Genomic DNA, 20,135 nt, shown 5'->3' with positions numbered 1-20,135 from the left:
CGCCATGCGCGCCCAGTTCGTCCTGTCGGAGATCGGAGTCGGTCTCCGCCGCAATCTGACGATGACCTTCGCGGTCATCGTCTCCGTTGCCCTCTCCCTGGCCCTGTTCGGCGGTTCACTGCTGATGAGCGACCAGGTGAGCACCATGAAGGGCTACTGGTACGACAAGGTCAACGTCTCGATCTTCCTGTGCAACAAGAGCGACGCGCAGTCGGACGCCAACTGCGCCAAGGGCGCGGTCACCGAGGACCAGAAGAAGCAGATCCGCTCCGACCTCGGCAAGATGACCACGCTCGTGCAGAAGGTCACCTACGAGTCGCAGGACCAGGCGTACAAGCACTACAAGGAGCAGTTCGGCAACTCCCCGCTGGCCAGCTCCCTGACGCCGGACCAGATGCAGGAATCCTTCCGCATCAAGCTCAAGGACCCGCAGAAGTACCAGGTCATCGCGACCGCGTTCAACGGGCGTGACGGCGTGCAGTCCGTGCAGGACCAGAAGGGCATCCTGGACAACCTCTTCCAGCTGCTCAACCTGATGAACCGCGCGGCGCTCGGCGTGATGGCGATGATGCTGATCGTCGCCCTGCTGCTGATCGTCAACACCGTGCGCGTGTCCGCGTTCAGCCGCCGCCGCGAGACCGGCATCATGCGGCTGGTCGGCGCCTCCGGGTTCTACATCCAGGCGCCGTTCATCATGGAGGCCGCGGTCGCCGGACTCATCGGCGGCAGCCTCGCCTGTGTGTTCCTGGTGGTCGGCCGGTACTTCACGATCGACCACGGCATGGCCCTGTCGAACAAGCTGACGCTCATCAACTTCGTCGGCTGGGACGCGGTGTTGACCAAGCTGCCGCTGATCCTCGCCACGAGCGTGCTGATGCCCGCACTTGCCGCGTTCTTCGCGTTGCGCAAGTACCTGAAGGTGTGACACATACCAAGAAGGGCCGTACGGGCATCCGTCCGTACGGCCCTTCGCGTTGTCCTAGACTCACCGCCATGTCAGGCCGCGAGCTGTTCAGCCGGCCCCGCCGCAACCGCCGCGGGGCCGCGCTGGCCCTGTTCTTCGCGGGCGTGCTCGCGGCGGGCGCGGTGACCGGCACGCTGCCGGAGCGCGGCCAGGACCGCGAGAACGAGGCCGCACAGAGGAGCGAGCCCACCAGTGCGGCGCGGCACGAGGCCGTGCGCCGGGCCGCCGCCGAGGCGATGGCCGCGGGCGAGTCCCCGACGGAGGCCGCCGAACGGGCCGTCAGCCGCAGCGGGGACCGCTGGGCCGCCGTCTACTCCTCCGGTGAGTACGCGGAGTTCCAGGAGGCCCTGGACGGCGAGTACACCGGCGTCGGGCTGTGGGCGCGGCGCACCCGGGACGGCCGTATCGAGGTGACCCGGGTCCAGCCCGGCTCGCCCGCGGCCGGAGCGGGCATCCGCCGGGGCGACGGGCTGCGCAGCGTGGACGGCCGCGCGGTGGACGGGCTCCCGGTCACCGAGACCGTCTCCTTACTGCGCGGCGACGCCGAGGGCGCGACCGCCGGAACGCCGGTCACGCTCGGGCTCAGCCGCGGGGAGCGCGCGTGGCGCCTGACGCTGCACCGGGCGCGGCTGTCCACCGACTCCGTGACCGTGACCCACCCGGTCTCCGGGGTCGCCGTCGTCCGGGTCGCCGCCTTCACCAAGGGCTCCGCCGACGCCGTGCGCGGGGCCGTGCGCCGGGCGCCCGCCGACACCGGGATCGTGCTCGACCTGCGCGGGAACTCCGGCGGCCTGGTCACCGAGGCCGTCTCCACCGCCTCCGCCTTCCTCGACGGCGGCCTGGTCGCCACCTACGACGTCGACGGCGCCCAGCGCGCCCTGCACGCCGCCTCCGGCGGGGACACCGCCCGCCCGCTGGTCGTCCTGGTCGACGGCGGCACGATGAGCGCGGCCGAGATGCTCACCGGCGCCCTCCAGGACCGGGGCCGGGCGGTCGTGATCGGCTCCCGCACCTTCGGCAAGGGCTCCGTCCAGATGCCGACCGACCTGCCCGACGGCTCGGTGGCCGAGCTGACCGTGGGCCACTACCGCACTCCGCTGGGTCACGCCGTGGACGGCCGGGGCATCACCCCGGACCTGGACGCGGGCGCGGGGGCGCTGGAGCGGGCCGAGACGGTGCTCACCGGGCTCGGCGACCCGTCGTAGACACCCGAGCCGTCGTGGACACCCTGGGGCGGGCGTCGAAATACGCTTCCCTCCCACCCCCTGTCCGGTGAGAAAATGTGGGCACTATGAGCAAGGGAATGTACGTACCGAAGGAGTCCCAGCCCAAGCAGGGCGGGGCAGCCGCGAAGGCCAAGGACGGCAAGCGCAAGATGGTCGCGCAGAACAAGAAGGCGCGGCACGACTACGCGATCATCGACACCTACGAGGCCGGGATCGTCCTGACCGGCACCGAGGTGAAGTCGCTGCGCCAGGGGCGGGCCTCGCTGGCCGACGGCTTCGTCCAGATCGACGGGAACGAGGCGTGGCTGCACAACGCCCACATCCCGGAGTACTTCCAGGGCACCTGGACGAACCACTCCGTGCGCCGCAAGCGCAAGCTGCTCCTGCACCGCGAGGAGATCGACAAGCTGGGCTCCAAGGTCCAGGAGACGGGTCACACCATCGTGCCCCTGGCGATCTACTTCAAGGACGGCCGGGCCAAGGCCGAGATCGCGCTCGCGCGCGGCAAGAAGGAGTACGACAAGCGGCAGACCCTGCGCGAGAAGCAGGACCGCCGGGAGTCGGACCGCGCCATCGCGGCGGCCAAGCGGCGCCAGCGCGGGGCGTGACGCGGGGTGTAACCCGGGCCACCGGGAATAAGCTGGCACTGCCGTGCGTTGGTCACGTACGATGGCAATGCACTCCACAGAGGGTGCGCGTCTCCTGCGGGAGGCATTGAAAAATCAACATGGGGATGATCGGTTTCGACAGCGGCTGTCGAAGCAGGGGAAGCGTGTCGAGGAAGCGGCCATGATCTCGTAAACCACAGGCCGAAACCAATAATCGCCAACACCAAGCGCGATTCCTTCGCCCTCGCTGCCTAAGTAGCGACTTGCGAAGTGTCAGCCCGGGGCTGTTCCCGACCCGGATCCTGGCATCAGCTAGGGGACTAAACCTTGATCCCGGTCACGGGGTGAAAAGGGAAATCTAACAGTGACTGAGCCCGTCGGAGACTTGTTCGCGTGATCTCCGGGGCCGAGAAAATCGAAGCGAACTGCACACGGAGAAGCCCTGTTTCCGCACCGGTGGACGCGGGTTCGATTCCCGCCATCTCCACGATCGGAGAGCTTTCGAGCTTTCCGTACCCCATGTGGGCAAAGGCCCCGTCGCTCGTGAGCGGCGGGGCCTTCGTCATGCCGTCATGCCGTCGTGCTCCGTCATGCCGCCGTGGTGTGCCGGGTCGCCGTGTCGCGTCGTGCCGTCGTGGCGCGGCGGGTCGCCGCGTTGATCAGCAGGGCCAGGGTCGCCGCGGCGGTCGGGAGGGTGTAGGCCGTGGCCGGGTTCAGGTGTTCCACTGTCCAGCCGCCTGTGGCCGAGCCGCAGGCTATGCCGGTCAGGAGGGCGGTCACCGCGAGGCTCATGCCTTCGTTGAGGCGGTCGGGTGGGGTGTGGGTCTGGAGGAGGGTCATGGCGGTGACCATGGTGGGGGCGGTGGCCATGCCCGCCAGGAGGAGGGCGGCGGCCAGGGGCGGCAGGGTGCCGTCCGTGGCGGCGGTCAGCCAGGGGAGGGTCATCAGGGCGGTCATCGCCAGGAGGCACCGGGGGAGGAGCCGGGCCGGGGAGCCGGTGGGCTTCAGACGGCCGTAGAGCAGCCCCGCCGCGCAGGAGCCCGCCGCCTGGAGGGCCAGGATCGCGCCCGCCGCGGCGCGGTGACCCCGGGCGTCCGCGTAGGCGATCGTCACCACCTCCAGGGAGCCGAAGATCGCGCCGGTGGCGACGAAGGTGGCGAGCAGGGGCGGGATGCCCCGGGTGCGGAGGGGGGACGGGGCCGTCGAGCGGGGGCTCGGCGGGGGTTCCGTCGCGCGCCGGGACGTGAACAGGAGCATCCCGGCCAGCAGCAGGACCGCGCCGACGAGGGTGCCCGACTCCGGGAAGAACGTGCCGGTCAGGAAGGACGCCAGGACCGGGCCCAGCATGAAGCACAGCTCGTCGGCGGCCTGCTCGAAGGAGTTCGCGGTGTGCAGGGCGTCGGGGTCGTCGCGCAGGAGATGGGCCCAGCGGGCGCGGGAGAGGCCGCCGATGTTGGGGGTGGCGGCGGTCGCGGCATAGGCGGCGAACAGGGTCCAGTCGGGGGCGTCGAAGCGCACGCACAGCAGCAGGGCCACGCTGCCCGCCACCGCGGTGAGCGTCGCGGGCAGCGCGACCCGCGCCTGGCCGTACCGGTCGGTCAGCCGCGCCGTCCAGGGACCGGCCAGAGCCGTCGCCGCCAGGCCGGTCGCGGTGACCGCCCCGGCGAGCGCGTACGAACCCCGCGCCCCCGCGATCATCACGACCGCGCTCACCGAGAACATCCCCATCGGCAGGCGCGCGACGAGATTGCCGAGGGTGAAGGCGAGGGTGCCGGGCAGGGCGAAGAGGCCACGGTAGGTGGTGAGTCGGTGCATGACATGCACGTTCGCCCGGCGCCCCGGCCCGCGTCCAACACCTTTATGGCGCCCAATTCACGCGCTTGCGTTGTAAGTTCGCGGGCGTGACCACACCCCTCGCCTCCGTGGACCCCCGGCTGCTCCGCTCCTTCCTCGCCGTCGCGGAGGAGCTGCACTTCACCCGCGCCGCCGCCCGGCTCTATGTCGCGCAGCAGGCGCTCAGCCGTGATGTGCGGCGGCTGGAAAGGGAGTTGGGGGCCGAGCTGTTCGTGCGGACGACGCGGCAGGTGGCGCTCACCGCCGACGGCGAACGACTGCTGCCGCTGGCCCGACGCGTGCTCGACGCCCAGGAGGAACTGCTCGCGGCCTTCGGGCAGGCCCGCCCCCTGCTGGTCGACCTCAACTCGGAGGGCCTGGGCACCACCCGCCGCGTGCTCGCCCGGGCCCGGGAGCTGGCCCCCGCCCATGAGCTGACGGCCCGCTACGAGAGCGGGCTCACCGGGGCGGCGGAGGACATGCTCGCCGGACGGCTCGACGCCTCCTTCGGCCGCTTCGCCGGACTCGGCCCCGCCACCCGCGCCCGCCTCGGCCACCAGCCCGTGCGCTACGAGCCGATGGCCGTCTTCCTCCCCGAGGACCACCCGCTGGCCGCACTGCCCGCGGTGCCGGTGCGCGCGCTGGCGGGTGCGACGGTGTACGCCGGCGCGGGCAACGCCGGGACGAGGGAGTGGACCGGGCTGGCGCGTCAGCTCTTCGAGCGACACGGCATCCTTCCGGCGTCACCCGTTCCGATGGCTGTGGGGCGTGAGGAATTCGCCCGGGTCATGGGGAGAACGCGTGTTCCCGTCCTCGCGGTGGTGGACTTTTCGGCCATGCCGGGCGCGGTGCTGAGACCGCTTGTCGACCCTGTCCCGCTTTCGCCCGTCTCGCTCGTGTGGCGGAAGGGCCTGGTCCATCCGGCGCTGGACGCGCTCCGCACGGCCGCCGCCGAGATCTCGCGCGCCGAGGGCTGGCTCGACCGGCCTGTCGATGGATGGATTCCAGCCACCGATGAAGATGTGATGAACGGTCCTATCTGACGCATCATGACCCCGAAACCTTCACATGCGCTACATTCGGGGCCCGAGCACACTGTGATAAAGGGGGCGCACGGACCTGGTGGGGGCCTGGTTCGTCGGCGTGATGCTCGGGGTCGTAGCCCCCCGAACGGTTCCGTGGGGGATGTGCACGCGTGAAACAGTGGCGAGAAGACGCCCAACCGGAATGGCCCGCTGTCGCATCCGCGACCCCGGAGCCGCCGGTGACCGAGGGCAGCAGGACCCAGGCGTTCCCGGAGAGCGGAACGGTCGCCGAGACCGGGACGCTCGGCCGGGGGAGCGCGGGGACCGGCCGTGGGGGATGGCCCGCCGTACGAGGCACGCACACCGGCACCGTGAGCGGTACCGGCTCGATACCCCGGGGCGGACGGGCCGCCCCGACCGGCGTCGACGAGACGGCCGTCGTCCCGCGCCCGCGCAACGCGCGCGCCGCCTCCGACTTCCGGCGCACGACGGCCCCCGACGCCGAGCCGACGGCCGTGCTGCCGACGGCGCCGGACGCGGACCCCACCGCCGTCCTGCCGAAGGCCACGGGCACCGGGGACCGCACCACCGTGCTGCCCGCCGCGTCCACCGGCACCCCCGGCTTCACCGGGCCCGCCACCTCCGCCGCCTCCGCCGTCGAGCGGACCTCCGTACCGGTCCAGCCGACCGACACGCCCCGGCCCACTGCCCGTACGAGCGGAACGGCCCCCGGCTGGCCCGTCGTACGGGACACCGGGCGGCCCGCCGCGCCGCGTGACCCCTGGGACGCGCGCGCCGCCGCCACGCCCACCGCCCCCGAGGCGGCCGGGACCGGCGGCGCGGCCGACCCCGCGCACGATCCGCACGAGGTCACCGTCCAGCTGGACTCCGTGCGGGGCGAGGCGGAGGCGGAGGCCCGTCCGGACGGGCCCGTCTTCGTGGACGAGTCGGGCCGTCGCGGGCGTACCGTCCGGCGGATCGGGCTCGCGGTCGCCGTCGCCTGCGCGGCGTACGCCGTCGTCATCGTCGCCACACTGCTGTCCGGCAGCTCGGACGCGCCCTGGCTGCCCGTGCCGGACAAGGAGGACAAGCCCGCCGGGCGGGTGCACACCTCGCCGGTGCCCACCGTCTCCACCGCGCCGACGGCGGCGGACGCCGGGGGCGCGACCGGACCCGCCGAGCCGCTGCCGACCTCCGCCACCGACGCGCCCGGCGCCCCGGACGCGCCGTCCGCCCCGGCCGCGGGGACCAGCGGGCCGCCCGCGTCGCCGAGCACGAGCCCGACCGCGCGTACGTCCACCACGCCCCGCGTCTCCAGCCCGCCCGGGAAGCCCACGCCCACCGGCGAGCCCACGACCGGCTCCTCCCCGACGACCTCCGCCCCGGCCGACAGCCCGGACCCGGAGCCCAGCGGCTCCCCGGCGGGCGGCGGCGGCCCCGAGCCGCACGGTTCGGCCGCCCCGGCCGCCGCCCTCGGCCCCCACCGCGCGGGAACCGCCCTCTGATGCCTTCGCGATCCCGCCGCCGCACCGACCGATCAGCCCGCAGCACCGACCAGGCGGCCCGCCCGTCCCGCAGGGCCCGCGCCGAGCGCCGCCGCTTCCCGCTGCGCTACGCGCTCGCGTTCCTGCTGCTGCTCGCGACCCTGGCGATGCTCATCCTGCACGGCTATGTGCACAACGAGATCCTCGCCGACTTCCGGGTACGCCCCGAGGCCGCGACCGACCAGGTGCCCCGCAAGATCCTCGACGGCGGCCCGGTCATCGACACCCGGGGCGGGCGCACCGACAGCCTCAAGGTGCCCGAGCACCGGCTCGTGCTCACCTTCGACGACGGCCCGGACCCCACCTGGACCCCGAAGGTCCTCGACATCCTCGAGAAGCACCACGCCCACGCGACCTTCTTCGTCACCGGCACGATGACCTCGCGCTACCCGGAGCTGGTCAAACGCATGGTGGACGAGGGCCACGAGGTCGGGCTGCACACCTTCAACCACCCCGACCTCTCCTACCACTCCAGGAGCCGCGCCGACTGGGAGCTGTCCCAGGGGCAGCTGGCCCTCGCCGGGGCGGCCGGTATCCGCAGCTCGCTGTTCCGGCCGCCGTACTCCTCCTTCGCCTCCGCCATGGACGACCGGTCCTGGCCGGTGACCAAGTACATCGGCAGCCGGGGCTATCTGACCGTCCTCAACGACCGCGACAGCGAGGACTGGCGCAAGCCCGGGGTGGACGCGATCGTGCGCGGGGCCACGCCCGAGGGCGGCAAGGGCGCGGTCGTCCTGATGCACGACTCCGGCGGCGACCGCAGCGAGACCGTCGCCGCCCTGGACCGCTATCTGCCCGAACTCCAGGCCAAGGGCTACCGGTTCCAGACCCTCACCGAGGCCCTGGACGCGCCGAGCGCGGACACCCCGGTCACCGGGGCGGCGCTGTGGAAGGGCCGGGCCTGGATCATGCTGATCAAGGCGGCCGACAGCGCGACCGACGTGCTGGTGGCGGGCCTCGCGGTCGTCGGCGTGCTGGTCATCGGGCGGTTCGGGCTGATGCTGCTGCTCTCCGCCGCGCACGCCCGCCGCACCCGCCGCCGGGGCTTTCACTGGGGCCCCGAGCCCGTGACACGGCCCGTCTCGGTGCTGGTCCCGGCCTACAACGAGGCCAAGTGCATCGAGAGCACGGTGCGTTCACTGACCGAGAGCGACCATCCGGTGGAGATCATCGTCATCGACGACGGCTCCACCGACGGCACCGCCCGCATCGTCGAAGGGCTCGGACTCCCCGGCGTACGTGTCGTGCGCCAGCTCAACGCGGGCAAGCCCGCCGCCCTCAACCGGGGCCTGGCGAACGCGAGTTCCGACCTGATCGTGATGATGGACGGCGACACCGTCTTCGAGCCGTCCACCGTGCGCGAACTGGTGCAGCCCTTCGCCGACCCGCGCGTCGGCGCCGTCGCGGGCAACGCCAAGGTCGGCAACAAGGACACCCTCATCGGCGCCTGGCAGCACATCGAGTACGTGATGGGCTTCAACCTGGACCGCCGGATGTACGACGTGCTGCGCTGCATGCCGACCATCCCCGGCGCGGTCGGCGCCTTCCGCCGCTCCGCCCTGGAACACGTCGGCGGCATGAGCGACGACACCCTCGCCGAGGACACCGACGTCACCATGGCGCTGCACCGCGACGGCTGGCGCGTGGTCTACGCCGAGAAGGCGCGCGCCTGGACCGAGGCGCCCGAATCCGTCCAGCAGCTCTGGTCCCAGCGCTACCGCTGGTCCTACGGCACCATGCAGGCCATCTGGAAGCACCGCCGCGCCGTCGTGGAGCGCGGCCCCTCCGGCCGGTTCGGCCGCATCGGCCTGCCGCTGGTGTCCCTGTTCATGGTGCTCGCCCCGCTCCTGGCCCCGCTGATCGACATCTTCCTCGTCTACGGCCTGGTCTTCGGGCCCACGGGCAGGACGATCGGGTCCTGGTTCGCGATCCTCGCCATCCAGGCGGCCTGCGCGGCGTACGCCTTCTTCCTCGACCGGGAACGGCTCACTCCGTTGATCTCACTTCCGCTCCAGCAGATCCTCTACCGCCAGCTCATGTACGTCGTCCTGCTCCAGTCCTGGATCACCGCCCTGACCGGCGGCCGGCTGCGCTGGCAGAAGCTGCGCCGCAAGGGCGGGGTCGGCGTCCCGCAGCCGGACGCCGTCGCCGCGGCCGACGGAAGGGTGGCCCGATGACGACCGGTCCCCAGGGCCCGGCCCGGCACGCCCGCCGCCCGGAGCCGACCGCCCCGGCGGCGCCCCCGACCGTGCCACCGCTGCCCGGACCCTCGGCACCGCCCGCCGTCACGGCCGTCACGGCCGTCGCGGAGGCGCCGCCCGGGCCGCCCACCGCCTTAACCGACGCGGCCGGGCCCCGGAAACCCGCCCGCGACCGCTACTTCGACCTGCTGCGGGCCGTCGCCCTGTTCCGGGTCGTCTTCTACCACCTGATGGGCTGGTCCTGGCTGCCCGTCGTCTTCCCCTCCATGGGCGTGATGTTCGCCCTCGCGGGCACGCTCATGGCCCGCTCGCTGAAACGGCCCGCGCTCGACGTCGTCCGCGGCAGGCTCCGCCGTCTGCTGCCGCCCCTGTGGCTGCTCGGCGCCATCGGCGTGACCGGCATGGTGCTCCAGGGCTGGCGCCCGGACGCCGACGGCCACCCCGGCTGGTGGTGGCTGCACCTCGGGTACTGGATCCTGCCGCTGAGCGACCCGCCGTACGCGGACGGACTGCGCGGGGTGCACGGGGTGCTCGGCGCCGACTGGGGCGGTGAACTCGCCGGGCCCCTCTGGTACTTGCGCGCCTACCTCTGGTTCGTCCTGCTCTCGCCCCTGCTGCTGCGCGCGCTGCGCAGGCTGCCCTGGGCGACCATCCTGATGCCCCTCGCGCTCGCCGCGGTCCTGGAGTTCGGGCACCCCGCCCTGCCCGGCGACCGCTTCCCCTCCGCCCTCACCGACTTCACCACCTTCGGCGCCTGCTGGATCCTCGGCATGGCCCACCAGCAGGGCGTGCTGCGCCGTATCCCGCGCTATGTCGTCCCCTCGGTCGCGCCCGCCATCGCCGCCGTCGGCCTCTGGTACGCGCTCACGCACGGCTTCCGGCAGGGCCACGACCTCGACGACATCCCCTTCGCCCAGTCCCTGTGGTCCTTCGCCACCGTGCTGCTCCTGCTGCACCTCAGCCCGTCCTGGCCGGTGTGGCCCCGGCTGCTGCGCCCCTTCGACCGGCTGATCACCCTGCTCAACTCCCGCGCGGTGACCATCTATCTGTGGCACAACATCTGCATCCTGATCGCCTCCACCCTGTGGGACCAGCTGTGGCGCTTCGAGACGCTGGAGCGGGACTGCCCCTGGCTCCTGGAAAGCTCCTGGCCCGAGCTGGCCGTCACCTGGGCCCTCGTCGCCCTGTGCGTGCTGGCCTTCGGCTGGGTGGAGGACCTGGCGGCCAAGCGGCGCCCCCGCCTGTGGCCGGACGGCCGGAGCGCGAAGAGCGGTACGAGGGGTTCCGGCCGGGCCCTCGGACAGGCACTGTGAGAGGCAGCGACGCAACGGTTCCTGCCCAGGCGGTGACGGTCACATGGCACGGGATACGGCCCCGTACGAGCTGCGCTTCGACGCCGGGCGATGCTGCCTGGACCTCCTGGCGACCTCGCATCCCCACGAACACCTCGATGCCGTGGCCCCGTTGTGCGCCTGGATCACGGGTGCCGGGCTCGTCCCGCCCGGCACCCCGCTCGGCCACGCCGATCCGGCCTGGCCGCTCCGCTTCCGTGAACTGCGCGCCCATATAGGGACGTTGGTGCGCGCGGAGGGCGATTCCGACCCGCGCGCGCGTGCCCGCGCCCTCGGGCGCCTGAACGAACTGGCCGCCGCCGCGCCTCCGGTGCCGCGCGCGGTGCGCCAGGAGAACGGCTCTCTCGCACGGGAGCTGGCCGGACGGCCCGAGTGTGCCGCGCTGCTCGCCGTCGTCGCGCGGGACGCGGTGGAACTGCTCACCGACCCGGTGGCCCGCGCGGCCGTGCGCGAATGCGCCGGGGACGACTGCCCGCTCGTCTATCTGGACACCTCGCGCGGCAGGCGCCGCCGCTGGTGCTCCAGCGAGACCTGCGGCAACCGCGAACGCGTCGCCCGGCACCGCAGGCGCGCCGCGCTCGCCCGATCCTGAGTGTCCGGTAAGGGAGTTGTGCCGGGACGCGCCCGAACTCGCCCCCCTGTGAGATCCGTTACACCGCGTTTGCCTCTGGCCAAGCACGGGCAGCCAAGCCGATCTTGACGGCGTGTCGGAAATGTAAAGAACGAGCGGGGGGAATGTGTGCGCATGTCCCGCTCGTCACGTCACCCCCGGGAAAACCGCCAACTCCCCTTGAACATTCCGGCCCTGTGCCGCGTACGTGTGGGCGAGCGACCGACGGGGAGAAGCCCCGGACACCGGAGGTGGGCGTGCGCAAGGATGCGGCCGTGGCCAATGAAAGTGGATCGAGGGCCCGACATCGCATGTCCTCGCAGCCCTCGGAACCCGATGAGGAGCTGATGCGTGCTCTGTACCGCGAGCACGCCGGACCCCTCCTTGCGTATGTCCTCAGACTGGTCGCCGGAGACCGGCAGCGAGCCGAGGACGTGGTGCAGGAAACACTCATCCGTGCCTGGAAGAACGCCGGTCAGCTCAATCGGGCGACCGGTTCGGTACGCCCCTGGCTGGTGACGGTCGCCCGGCGCATCGTCATCGACGGCCACCGCAGTCGGCAGGCCCGGCCGCAGGAGGTCGATCCGTCGCCGCTGGAGGTCATCCCCGCGGAGGACGAGATCGACAAGGCGCTGTGGCTGATGACGCTGACGGACGCGCTCGACGACCTGACCCCGGCCCACCGGGAGGTCCTCGTCGAGACCTACTTCAAGGGGCGTACCGTCAACGAGGCGGCCCAGACCCTGGGGATACCCAGCGGTACGGTCCGCTCCCGGGTCTTCTACGCCCTGCGGTCGATGAAGCTGGCGCTGGAGGAGCGGGGGGTGACGGCGTGATGAGTGTGTACGGGGGATTCGGAGCGAGCGGTACGGGTATGTCTGGCCCCATGCAGGGATCTCCGGTGCCGAACGAGCACGAGACCGTCGGCGCCTACGCCCTCGGAATTCTCGACGACACCGAGGCGACGGCTTTCGAGACCCATCTGGCGGGCTGCGAGTGGTGCGCCCAGCAGCTGGACGAACTCGCCGGAATGGAGCCGATGCTGGCCGCGCTCGCGGACCTGCCCGGCACCGGAAGCACCCCCGCGATCGGGGAGTCGCTGTCCGCCCGGCCGAGCCCGCGCATCGTCGAGCGCATGGTCGACGAGGTCGCCGAGCGCCGCGCTCGCAAGCGCCGCAAGAGCTTCTACATGATCGCCGCCGCGGCAGCGCTCATCGTCGCGGCACCCGTCGGCGTCATGGCCGTGTCGAACTCGGGCACCACCCAGACCGCGACCCCGCTCGCCGCGACCGCCAAGGACCACTTCGCCCAGCTGTCCCACAAGGTCTCCGGCACCGACTCCGGCACCGGCGTCTCCGCCACCATCGCGATGGCGGGCAAGGACTGGGGCACCGACACGGTCATGGAGCTGAAGAACGTCAAGGGTCCGCTCACCTGCTCCCTGATCGCCGTCGGCACCAACGGCGAGCGCCAGACGCTCGGCACCTGGACCGTCGGCAAATGGGGGTACGGCAACCCGGACGCCAAGACCGAGCAGGCCCGCAACCCGCTGTACATCGGCGGCGGCACCGCGCTCAAGCCCGGCGACATCGACCACTTCGTGGTGTCCACCCTGGACGGGAAGGAACTGGTCCAGGTGAAGGCCTGACCGAGCCGCCACGTAGCCCTGACGGGCCCTCTTCGCGTACGGTTGACGGCTGCCCAGCACGTCAGAAGGGGGCCCGGTGGCCGCTCAGGTTCAGCAGTCCGCGGTCGGCTCGGTACACGACGCACACGATTCCGCACGTGACCGAGAGATCCGCGTCGAACAGGAACACCTGGACCGGGTGTACCGGCGGCTCGAGGAGAAGATCCACGAGGCCGAGTTCCTGATGCACGACGCGGCCCAGCGCGGCCAGGTGGGCACACCCGGCGCGCTGGCCGAGCGGGACGCGCAGGTCTTCCGGGCGGGCATCCATCTGAACCGGCTGAACAACGAGTTCGAGGACTTCCTGTTCGGCCGGATCGACCTGCTCCAGGGCAAGGACGGCAAGAAGGGCCCCGACGGCGCCTACACCGCCGTCGAGCCCGCCGAGGGCGCCGTACGCCCCGACAACACCGCCGACATCGCCGAGACCCTGCACATCGGGCGCATCGGCGTGCTCGACGAGGACTACTCCCCGCTCGTCATCGACTGGCGGGCGCCCGCCGCCGCGCCCTTCTACCGCTCCACCCCGGTCGACCCCGGCCGCGTCGTACGCCGCCGGGTCATCCGCTCCCGCAACCGCCGCGTCCTCGGCGTCGAGGACGACCTCATGCGCCCCGAGCTGACGGCGAGCCTGGACGGCCACGAGCTGGCGGTCATCGGCGACGGCGCCCTGATGGCCGCCCTCGGTCAGGCGCGCGGGCACACCATGCGGGACATCGTCTCCTCCATCCAGGCCGAACAGGACCTGGTCATCCGCGCCCCCGCCAACTCCGTCACCTACGTCGAGGGCGGACCCGGCACCGGCAAGACCGCCGTCGCCCTGCACCGCGCGGCCTATCTGCTCTACCAGGACCGCAGACGCTACGCGGGCGGCATCCTCATCGTCTCGCCCACCCCGCTGCTCGTGGCCTACACCGAGGGCGTGCTGCCCTCGCTAGGCGAGGAGGGCCAGGTCGCCATCCGCGCGCTGGGCTCCCTGGTCGACGGTGTCGAGGCCACGCTCCACGACACCCCGGCCGTCGCCCGCGCCAAGGGCTCGTACCGGATGCTCAAGGTGCTGCGGAAGGCCGCGCGCGGCGCCCTCGAACTCGGCACCCCGGGCAGCATCCCGCCCGACCGGCTCCGCGTGGTCGCCTTCGGCCGCCGCCTCGAACTGGAGGCCGGGGAACTGGAGCACGTCCGCCGCACCGCGCTCAGCGGCACCGCACCGGTCAACCTGCTCCGCCCGCGTGCCCGCAAACTCCTCCTGGACGCGTTGTGGGCCAAGTCCGGCGCGGCGGGACGGCACACCGACCCCGAACTGGCCGCCGAACTGCGCGCCTCCTTCGACGACGACGTGACCGGTGAGGACTCCTTCCTCGCCTTCCTGGACGCCTGGTGGCCCGAGCTGACCCCCAAGGGCGTCCTGACCGCCATGGCCGACGAGAAGCGCCTGGGCCGCTGGTCGCGCCGCGTGTTCAACCCCGGCGAGGTCCGCAAGGTCGCCCGCTCGCTCAAGCGCGACGGGTACTCCGTGCACGACATCGCCCTCCTGGACGAACTCCAGGCGATCCTCGGCGCCCCCACCCGCCCCCGCAAGAAGCGCGAACTGGACCCCCTGGCGCACCTCACCGGCCTGGAGGAGCTGATGCCGGTGCGCGAGGAGACCCAGCGCGAGCGCGCCGAACGGCTCGCCCAGGAGCGCACCGAGTACGCCCACGTCATCGTGGACGAGGCCCAGGACCTCACCCCCATGCAGTGGCGCATGGTCGGCCGCCGCGGCCGGCACGCCACCTGGACGGTCGTCGGCGACCCCGCCCAGTCCTCCTGGTCCGACCCGGACGAGGCGGCAGAAGCCCGCGACGAGGCCCTGGGCAGCCGCCCCCGCCGCCGCTTCGAGCTGACCGTCAACTACCGCAACCCCTCCGAGATCGCCGAGCTGGCCTCCAGGGTCCTCGCCCTCGCCATGCCCGGCGCCGAGCCCCCCTCCGCCGTACGCTCCACCGGCGTCGAACCCCGCTTCCGCGTCGTGGACCAGGCGCTGGGCACCACCGTCCGCGAGGAGGCCGAACGCCTCCTCGGCCTGGTCGACGGCACGGTCGGCGTCGTCGTCGCCATGAACCGCCGCGAGGAGGCCCGCCGCTGGCTGGCCGGGCTCGGCGACCGCGTGGTGGCCCTCGGCAGCCTGGAGGCCAAGGGCCTGGAGTACGACGCGACGGTCGTCGTCTCCCCGGCCGAGATCGCCGACGAGTCCCCGGCGGGCCTGCGGGTGCTCTACGTCGCGCTCACCCGCGCCACCCAGCAGCTCACGGTGGTCTCCGGCGAGCGGGACGTGCCGGACGCGGCCGGGGTGCCGGACCTGCTGCGCGACTGATCCCGACCCGCCGCACGGCTGATTCCGGCGAGCCGTGTGGACACGGGAATGCCCCTCGGCACCTGTTTGTTAGCCTTGTCGTGACACCGGCTCGATCCAAGCCCCCGGGCCCAACCTTCGTCGCTACGAGCGACCACTTGCCGCGAGGCGAGCATGGCGGGTCGGTGTCATGAAAGTGAGCGAGAGGCCCACGTCCCTGTGACGTGGGCCTCTTGTCTTGGAGAACACAATGTCCGCAACCGGGGGCGACTACCACGTACCCGTCGGTAGGTGCGACGATCGGACGGCACAACACGCGACACGGTGAAAGCAGAGGAAGTCGGCCATGGCAACGGCGCCCAGCGTCTCCTACTCGATGACCATCCGGTTGGAGGTGCCCGCGAGCGGAACGGCCGTATCGCAGCTCACCACCGCCGTGGAGTCCTCCGGAGGCTCGGTCACCGGCCTCGACGTCACCGCCTCGGGGCACGAGAAGCTCCGGATCGACGTCACCATCGCCGCGAGCTCCACCGCGCACGCCGAGCAGATCGTCGAGCAGCTGCGCACCATCGAGGGCGTCACCCTCGGCAAGGTCTCGGACCGTACGTTCCTGATGCACCTCGGCGGCAAGATCGAGATGCAGTCCAAGCACCCCATCCGCAACCGTGACGACCTCTCCATGGTCTACACGCCCGGTGTGGCGCGCGTCTGCATGGCCATCGCGCAGAACCCCGAGGACGCCCGCCGCCTCACCATCAAGCGCAACTCGGTTGCGGTCGTGACGGACGGCTCCGCCGTCCTTGGCCTGGGCAACATCGGCCCCAAGGCCGCGCTGCCCGTCATGGAGGGCAAGGCCGCCCTGTTCAAGCGCTTCGCGGGCATCGACGCCTGGCCGATCTGCCTGGACACCCAGGACAGCGACGCCATCGTGGAGATCGTCAAGGCCATCGCCCCCGGCTTCGCGGGCATCAACCTGGAGGACATCTCGGCGCCCCGCTGCTTCGAGATCGAGGCCCGGCTGCGCGAGGCCCTGGACATCCCCGTCTTCCACGACGACCAGCACGGCACCGCGATCGTCGTGCTCGCCGCGCTCACCAACGCGCTGCGCGTCACCGGCCGCTCCATGGAGAGCATCCGGGTCGTCATGTCCGGCGCGGGCGCGGCCGGTACGGCCATTCTCAAGCTGCTGCTCGCCGCCGGGGTGAAGAACGCGGTCGTCGCCGACATCAACGGTGTCGTGCACGCGGGCCGCGAGGACCTGGTGGACGCCCCGGCCGGTTCCGCGCTGCGCTGGATCGCGGACAACACCAACCCCGAGGGCCTGACCGGCACCCTGAAGGAGGCCGTGCGCGGCGCGGACGTCTTCATCGGCGTCTCCGCTCCGAACGTCCTGGACGGCGACGACGTGGCCGCCATGGCGGACGGCGCGATCGTGTTCGCGCTCGCGAACCCCGACCCCGAGGTGGACCCGGCGGTGGCCCGCCAGACGGCCGCCGTGGTGGCCACGGGCCGCTCGGACTTCCCGAACCAGATCAACAACGTGCTGGTCTTTCCGGGTGTCTTCCGCGGGCTCCTGGACGCCCAGTCCCGTACCGTCAACACGGAGATGATGCTCGCCGCCGCGCACGCGCTGGCGAACGTCGTCACCGAGGACGAGCTGAACCCCAACTACATCGTGCCCAGCGTCTTCAACGACAAGGTCGCGGGCGCGGTCGCCGGAGCGGTGCGCGAGGCGGCCAAGGCCGCCGGGGCGTCGGCGTCACCGCAGGTACCGTAGGGTGCGGGGGCTGTGATGATCGACACGGCCCTCGCACGGCGAGTCGTGGGAAGTCCTTTGCCCGGCGCCCTCTAGGGTGACGGCCGGGCAGGCGTGTCCGCGTGACACCCCTGGGTGCTCTCCTGACTCCCTGCGGGTGCCGGATTGGCTTTCCCGCCGCAGGTAGGGGCAGGATGCGTCCCTGGGCGCGAGCGCATCGGCATCGATCTCACCTCACGCCTCAATGGCAAGAAGAACACGGGAGTAACAACATGAACCGCAGTGAGCTGGTGGCCGCGCTGGCCGACCGCGCCGAGGTGACCCGCAAGGACGCCGACGCCGTGCTGGCCGCGTTCGCCGAGGTCGTCGGCGACATCGTCTCCAAGGGCGACGAGAAGGTCACCATCCCCGGCTTCCTGACCTTCGAGCGCACCCACCGTGCCGCTCGTACCGCGCGCAACCCGCAGACCGGTGAGCCCATCAACATCCCGGCCGGCTTCAGCGTGAAGGTGTCGGCGGGCTCGAAGCTCAAGGAAGCCGCCAAGGGCAAGTGACCTTGCCATCTGTCTCTCCGGTCCGTGGATGACGGGGTGTGGAGATGGGTGTCTTGGCTGTAGAGCCGTAAAAAGCGCCGATGGGGCGGTACCCGGATTGATTCGGGTGCCGCCCCATCGTGGTTGTTCTCACCAATGGCCTCAAACGCCGGCCGGGCTGAAAGATGCCGGCCGGCGTTTGAGGCCATTGGCCTGGGATCAGCTCAGGGCCTTGCCGGGGAGTTCTACCTTCGCTCCCAGCTCGACGAGCTTGTCCATGAAGTTTTCGTAGCCTCGGTTGATGAGGTCGATGCCGTGGACGCGGGAGGTGCCCTCGGCGGCCAGGGCCGCGATGAGGTAGGAGAAACCGCCGCGCAGGTCGGGGATGACCAGGTCGGCGCCCTGGAGCTTGGTGGGGCCGGAGACGACCGCCGAGTGGAGGAAGTTGCGCGCGCCGAAGCGGCAGTTCGAGCCGCCCAGGCACTCGCGGTAGAGCTGGATGTGCGCGCCCATCTGATTGAGCGCGGAGGTGAAGCCGAGGCGGGACTCGTAGACCGTCTCGTGGATGATCGACAGGCCGGTGGCCTGGGTCAGCGCCACCACCAGCGGCTGCTGCCAGTCGGTCTGGAAGCCGGGGTGGACGTCCGTCTCCAGCGCGATGGACTTCAGCTGGCCGCCCGGGTGCCAGAAGCGGATGCCCTCGTCGTCGATCTCGAACGCGCCGCCGACCTTGCGGTAGGTGTTCAGGAACGTCATCATCGAGCGCTGCTGGGCGCCGCGCACGTAGATGTTGCCGTGGGTCGCGAGGGCCGCGGAGGCCCAGGACGCGGCCTCCAGGCGGTCCGGGAGCGCGCGGTGGGTGTAGCCGCCGAGCTTGTCCACACCGGTGATGCGGATGGTGCGGTCGGTGTCCATCGCGATGATCGCGCCCATCTTCTGCAGTACGCAGATGAGGTCCTCGATCTCGGGCTCGACGGCCGCGTTGGACAGCTCGGTGACGCCCTCGGCCAGCACGGCCGTCAGCAGGACCTGCTCGGTGGCGCCCACGGAGGGGTACGGCAGGTCGATCTTCGTACCGCGCAGGCGCTGCGGGGCCTCCAGATACTGGCCGTCCGCGCGCTTCTCGATGGTCGCGCCGAACTGGCGGAGCACGTCGAAGTGGAAGTCGATCGGCCGGCCGCCGATGTCGCAGCCGCCCAGGCCCGGGATGAAGGCGTGGCCCAGGCGGTGCAGCAGGGGGCCGCAGAAGAGGATCGGGATGCGGCTGGAACCGGCGTGGGCGTCGATGTCGGCGACGTTCGCGCTCTCGACGTAGGTCGGGTCGAGCACCAGTTCGCCGGGCTCGTCGCCCGGACGGACCGTCACGCCGTGCAGCTGGAGCAGGCCGCGGACGACCCGTACGTCGCGGATGTCCGGGACGTTGCGCAGGCGGCTCGGCTCGCTGCCCAGCAGGGCGGCGACCATGGCCTTCGGCACGAGGTTCTTCGCACCGCGGACACGGATCTCGCCCTCCAGCGGGGTTCCGCCATGGACAAGCAGGACATCGTCGTTGACGGTCATGTATCTCGCGTTCCGATGAGTGTCGGGCAGGGGTCGGCCGATCACTTTGCGCAGGGGCCGGAGAGACAGGGTAATCGCCGATCACCCCCCATCCGTAAGCCCGAGCCCGCTACCGCCGTGTCACAACACGAACGGTTTCCTGGTGGGTACGGGGGGTTACTGGACGGCGGTTCCCTCCGGGGGCGGGGCGGGGAGGGTTGGCGTGGCGGCCCGGCTGGGTGGCGAGGGTCGTCGGCCTGGCGGTCGGCCAGGGGGGCGGGGAGTGCGGCGGGGCCGTCGGCCTGGCGGCCGGGGTGGGGGTGTGGACGTCGGCTTGGTGGCCGGGCGGGGGTGCGGACGTCGACCTGGCGGCCTGGGCTGGGGTCTGGGCGTCGACGGCCTGGCAGCCGGGGCCGGGTCGCGGGCGTCGTCGGCCTCGGCCTGGCGGCCGGGCGGGACGGGGTCGTCGCGACCGGGACCGGGATCGAGCCCGATCCGAGGCATGGTCTCCGGCCTCCGGGCCTCCGCCCCCCCTGGGCCTCCGGGCCTCCGGCCACCGGCCCCGGCCCTTGGTTCCAGCCCCGGCCCCGGCCCCGGTCCCAGCCCCAGCCCCGGCCCCGGCCCCGGCCCCGGCCCCGGCCCCGGCCCCGGCCCCGGCCCCGGCCCCGGCCCCGGCCCCGGCCCCGGCCCCGGNGCCCCGGCCCCGGCCCCGGCCCCGGCCCCGGCCCCGGCCCCGGCCCCGGCCCCGGCCCCGGCCCCGGCCCCGGCCCCGGCCCCGGTCCCGGCCCTGGCCCACCGCTCCCCCGGCCCCCGGCACTTGGTCCCGGCTCCCGGTCTCTGGCCGCCGCCTCCCGGCCCCGGCCCCGGCCTCAGCCCCGGTCCCAGCCCTGGTCCCGGTCCCAGCCCGGTCCCGGGGGCGCGTCGC

15 protein-coding genes and 1 other RNA gene are annotated in these 20,135 nt (G+C 72.2%); 14 read left to right on the top strand and 2 right to left on the bottom strand.

All coding sequences use genetic code 11. The features are described 5' to 3' along the window. Nucleotides 1-4: 4 nt before the first annotated feature. The 4 genes from ftsX to ssrA all read left to right on the top strand — a co-directional run bounded on the left by ftsX (nt 5) and on the right by ssrA (nt 3,288). Complete coding sequence (gene ftsX, locus B079_RS0130810; RefSeq protein WP_018549715.1) at nt 5-925, top strand: permease-like cell division protein FtsX; 921 nt, start codon at nt 5-7, stop codon at nt 923-925. A gap of 68 nt (nt 926-993) precedes the next feature. Further along, complete coding sequence (locus tag B079_RS0130805; RefSeq protein WP_018549714.1) at nt 994-2,169, top strand: S41 family peptidase; 1,176 nt, start codon at nt 994-996, stop codon at nt 2,167-2,169. A gap of 86 nt (nt 2,170-2,255) precedes the next feature. Further along, nucleotides 2,256-2,798, top strand: a complete 543-nt coding sequence (smpB, locus tag B079_RS0130800; RefSeq protein ID WP_037802381.1) for an SsrA-binding protein SmpB — start codon at nt 2,256-2,258, stop codon at nt 2,796-2,798. 121 nt (nt 2,799-2,919) lie between these two features. After that, nucleotides 2,920-3,288, top strand: a transfer-messenger RNA (tmRNA) gene (ssrA, locus tag B079_RS34515). Nucleotides 3,289-3,386: 98 nt separating this feature from the next. On the opposite strand, the gene B079_RS0130790 is transcribed toward ssrA, so the two are convergent. Then, on the bottom strand, nt 3,387-4,613 hold the full coding sequence (locus B079_RS0130790) for an MFS transporter (protein WP_018549711.1): 1,227 nt from the start codon (nt 4,611-4,613) through the stop codon (nt 3,387-3,389). An 86-nt stretch (nt 4,614-4,699) separates the two neighbouring features. On the opposite strand from B079_RS0130790, the gene B079_RS0130785 reads away from it, so the two are divergent. From B079_RS0130785 to B079_RS0130740, 10 genes are all read left to right on the top strand, one after another. Continuing rightward, nucleotides 4,700-5,674, top strand: coding sequence for a LysR family transcriptional regulator (locus B079_RS0130785; protein WP_018549710.1), 975 nt, complete (start codon nt 4,700-4,702; stop codon nt 5,672-5,674). A gap of 221 nt (nt 5,675-5,895) precedes the next feature. Further along, nucleotides 5,896-7,161, top strand: coding sequence for a hypothetical protein (locus B079_RS33455; protein ID WP_018549709.1), 1,266 nt, complete (start codon nt 5,896-5,898; stop codon nt 7,159-7,161). Further along, nucleotides 7,161-9,377, top strand: coding sequence for a glycosyltransferase (locus tag B079_RS0130775; RefSeq protein WP_018549708.1), 2,217 nt, complete (start codon nt 7,161-7,163; stop codon nt 9,375-9,377). Before B079_RS33455 ends, B079_RS0130775 begins: the two co-directional genes overlap by 1 nt. Then, nucleotides 9,374-10,714: an acyltransferase family protein gene (locus B079_RS0130770; RefSeq protein ID WP_018549707.1), complete on the top strand. Its 1,341-nt coding sequence runs from the start codon at nt 9,374-9,376 to the stop codon at nt 10,712-10,714. The genes B079_RS0130775 and B079_RS0130770 overlap by 4 nt, the downstream gene beginning before the upstream one ends. Before the next feature lie 43 nt (nt 10,715-10,757). Continuing rightward, the gene (locus B079_RS0130765; RefSeq protein WP_018549706.1) at nt 10,758-11,345 is read left to right on the top strand and encodes a CGNR zinc finger domain-containing protein; all 588 of its coding nucleotides are present in this window, start codon (nt 10,758-10,760) and stop codon (nt 11,343-11,345) included. Nucleotides 11,346-11,614: 269 nt separating this feature from the next. Further along, nucleotides 11,615-12,199 (top strand): sigma-70 family RNA polymerase sigma factor, encoded by a 585-nt coding sequence (locus tag B079_RS0130760; RefSeq protein WP_026249241.1) that lies wholly within the window; start codon nt 11,615-11,617, stop codon nt 12,197-12,199. 38 nt (nt 12,200-12,237) lie between these two features. Further along, a complete protein-coding gene (locus B079_RS0130755) occupies nt 12,238-13,011 on the top strand; it encodes an anti-sigma factor family protein (RefSeq protein ID WP_420705808.1) in 774 nt (257 codons plus the stop codon). Between the two features lie 76 nt (nt 13,012-13,087). Further along, a complete protein-coding gene (locus tag B079_RS0130750) occupies nt 13,088-15,403 on the top strand; it encodes a HelD family protein (protein ID WP_026249240.1) in 2,316 nt (771 codons plus the stop codon). A gap of 325 nt (nt 15,404-15,728) precedes the next feature. Further along, complete coding sequence (locus B079_RS0130745) at nt 15,729-17,159, top strand: NAD-dependent malic enzyme (protein ID WP_018549701.1); 1,431 nt, start codon at nt 15,729-15,731, stop codon at nt 17,157-17,159. A 251-nt stretch (nt 17,160-17,410) separates the two neighbouring features. Continuing rightward, nucleotides 17,411-17,692, top strand: coding sequence for an HU family DNA-binding protein (locus tag B079_RS0130740; RefSeq protein WP_018549700.1), 282 nt, complete (start codon nt 17,411-17,413; stop codon nt 17,690-17,692). A gap of 198 nt (nt 17,693-17,890) precedes the next feature. Here the strand turns inward: B079_RS0130740 and murA are convergent, their stop codons facing one another. After that, nucleotides 17,891-19,231, bottom strand: a complete 1,341-nt coding sequence (gene murA, locus B079_RS0130735) for a UDP-N-acetylglucosamine 1-carboxyvinyltransferase (RefSeq protein WP_018549699.1) — start codon at nt 19,229-19,231, stop codon at nt 17,891-17,893. Between the last annotated feature and the right edge of the window lie 904 nt (nt 19,232-20,135).

The organism is Streptomyces sp. LaPpAH-108 (assembly GCF_000373625.1).
In the GTDB taxonomy this organism is placed as follows: Bacteria; Actinomycetota; Actinomycetes; order Streptomycetales; family Streptomycetaceae; genus Streptomyces.
This window is presented reverse-complemented; position numbering and strand designations above follow the sequence as displayed.

Coding starts and splice junctions, on each gene's coding strand:
- ftsX (WP_018549715.1), top strand. CDS start 5: ATGCGCGCCCAGTTCGTCCTGTCGGAGATCGGAGTCGGTCTCCGCCGC.
- B079_RS0130805 (WP_018549714.1), top strand. CDS start 994: ATGTCAGGCCGCGAGCTGTTCAGCCGGCCCCGCCGCAACCGCCGCGGG.
- smpB (WP_037802381.1), top strand. CDS start 2,256: ATGAGCAAGGGAATGTACGTACCGAAGGAGTCCCAGCCCAAGCAGGGC.
- B079_RS0130790 (WP_018549711.1), bottom strand. CDS start 4,613: ATGCACCGACTCACCACCTACCGTGGCCTCTTCGCCCTGCCCGGCACC.
- B079_RS0130775 (WP_018549708.1), top strand. CDS start 7,161: ATGCCTTCGCGATCCCGCCGCCGCACCGACCGATCAGCCCGCAGCACC.
- B079_RS0130770 (WP_018549707.1), top strand. CDS start 9,374: ATGACGACCGGTCCCCAGGGCCCGGCCCGGCACGCCCGCCGCCCGGAG.
- B079_RS0130765 (WP_018549706.1), top strand. CDS start 10,758: ATGGCACGGGATACGGCCCCGTACGAGCTGCGCTTCGACGCCGGGCGA.
- B079_RS0130755 (WP_420705808.1), top strand. CDS start 12,238: ATGTCTGGCCCCATGCAGGGATCTCCGGTGCCGAACGAGCACGAGACC.
- B079_RS0130745 (WP_018549701.1), top strand. CDS start 15,729: ATGGCAACGGCGCCCAGCGTCTCCTACTCGATGACCATCCGGTTGGAG.
- B079_RS0130740 (WP_018549700.1), top strand. CDS start 17,411: ATGAACCGCAGTGAGCTGGTGGCCGCGCTGGCCGACCGCGCCGAGGTG.
- murA (WP_018549699.1), bottom strand. CDS start 19,231: ATGACCGTCAACGACGATGTCCTGCTTGTCCATGGCGGAACCCCGCTG.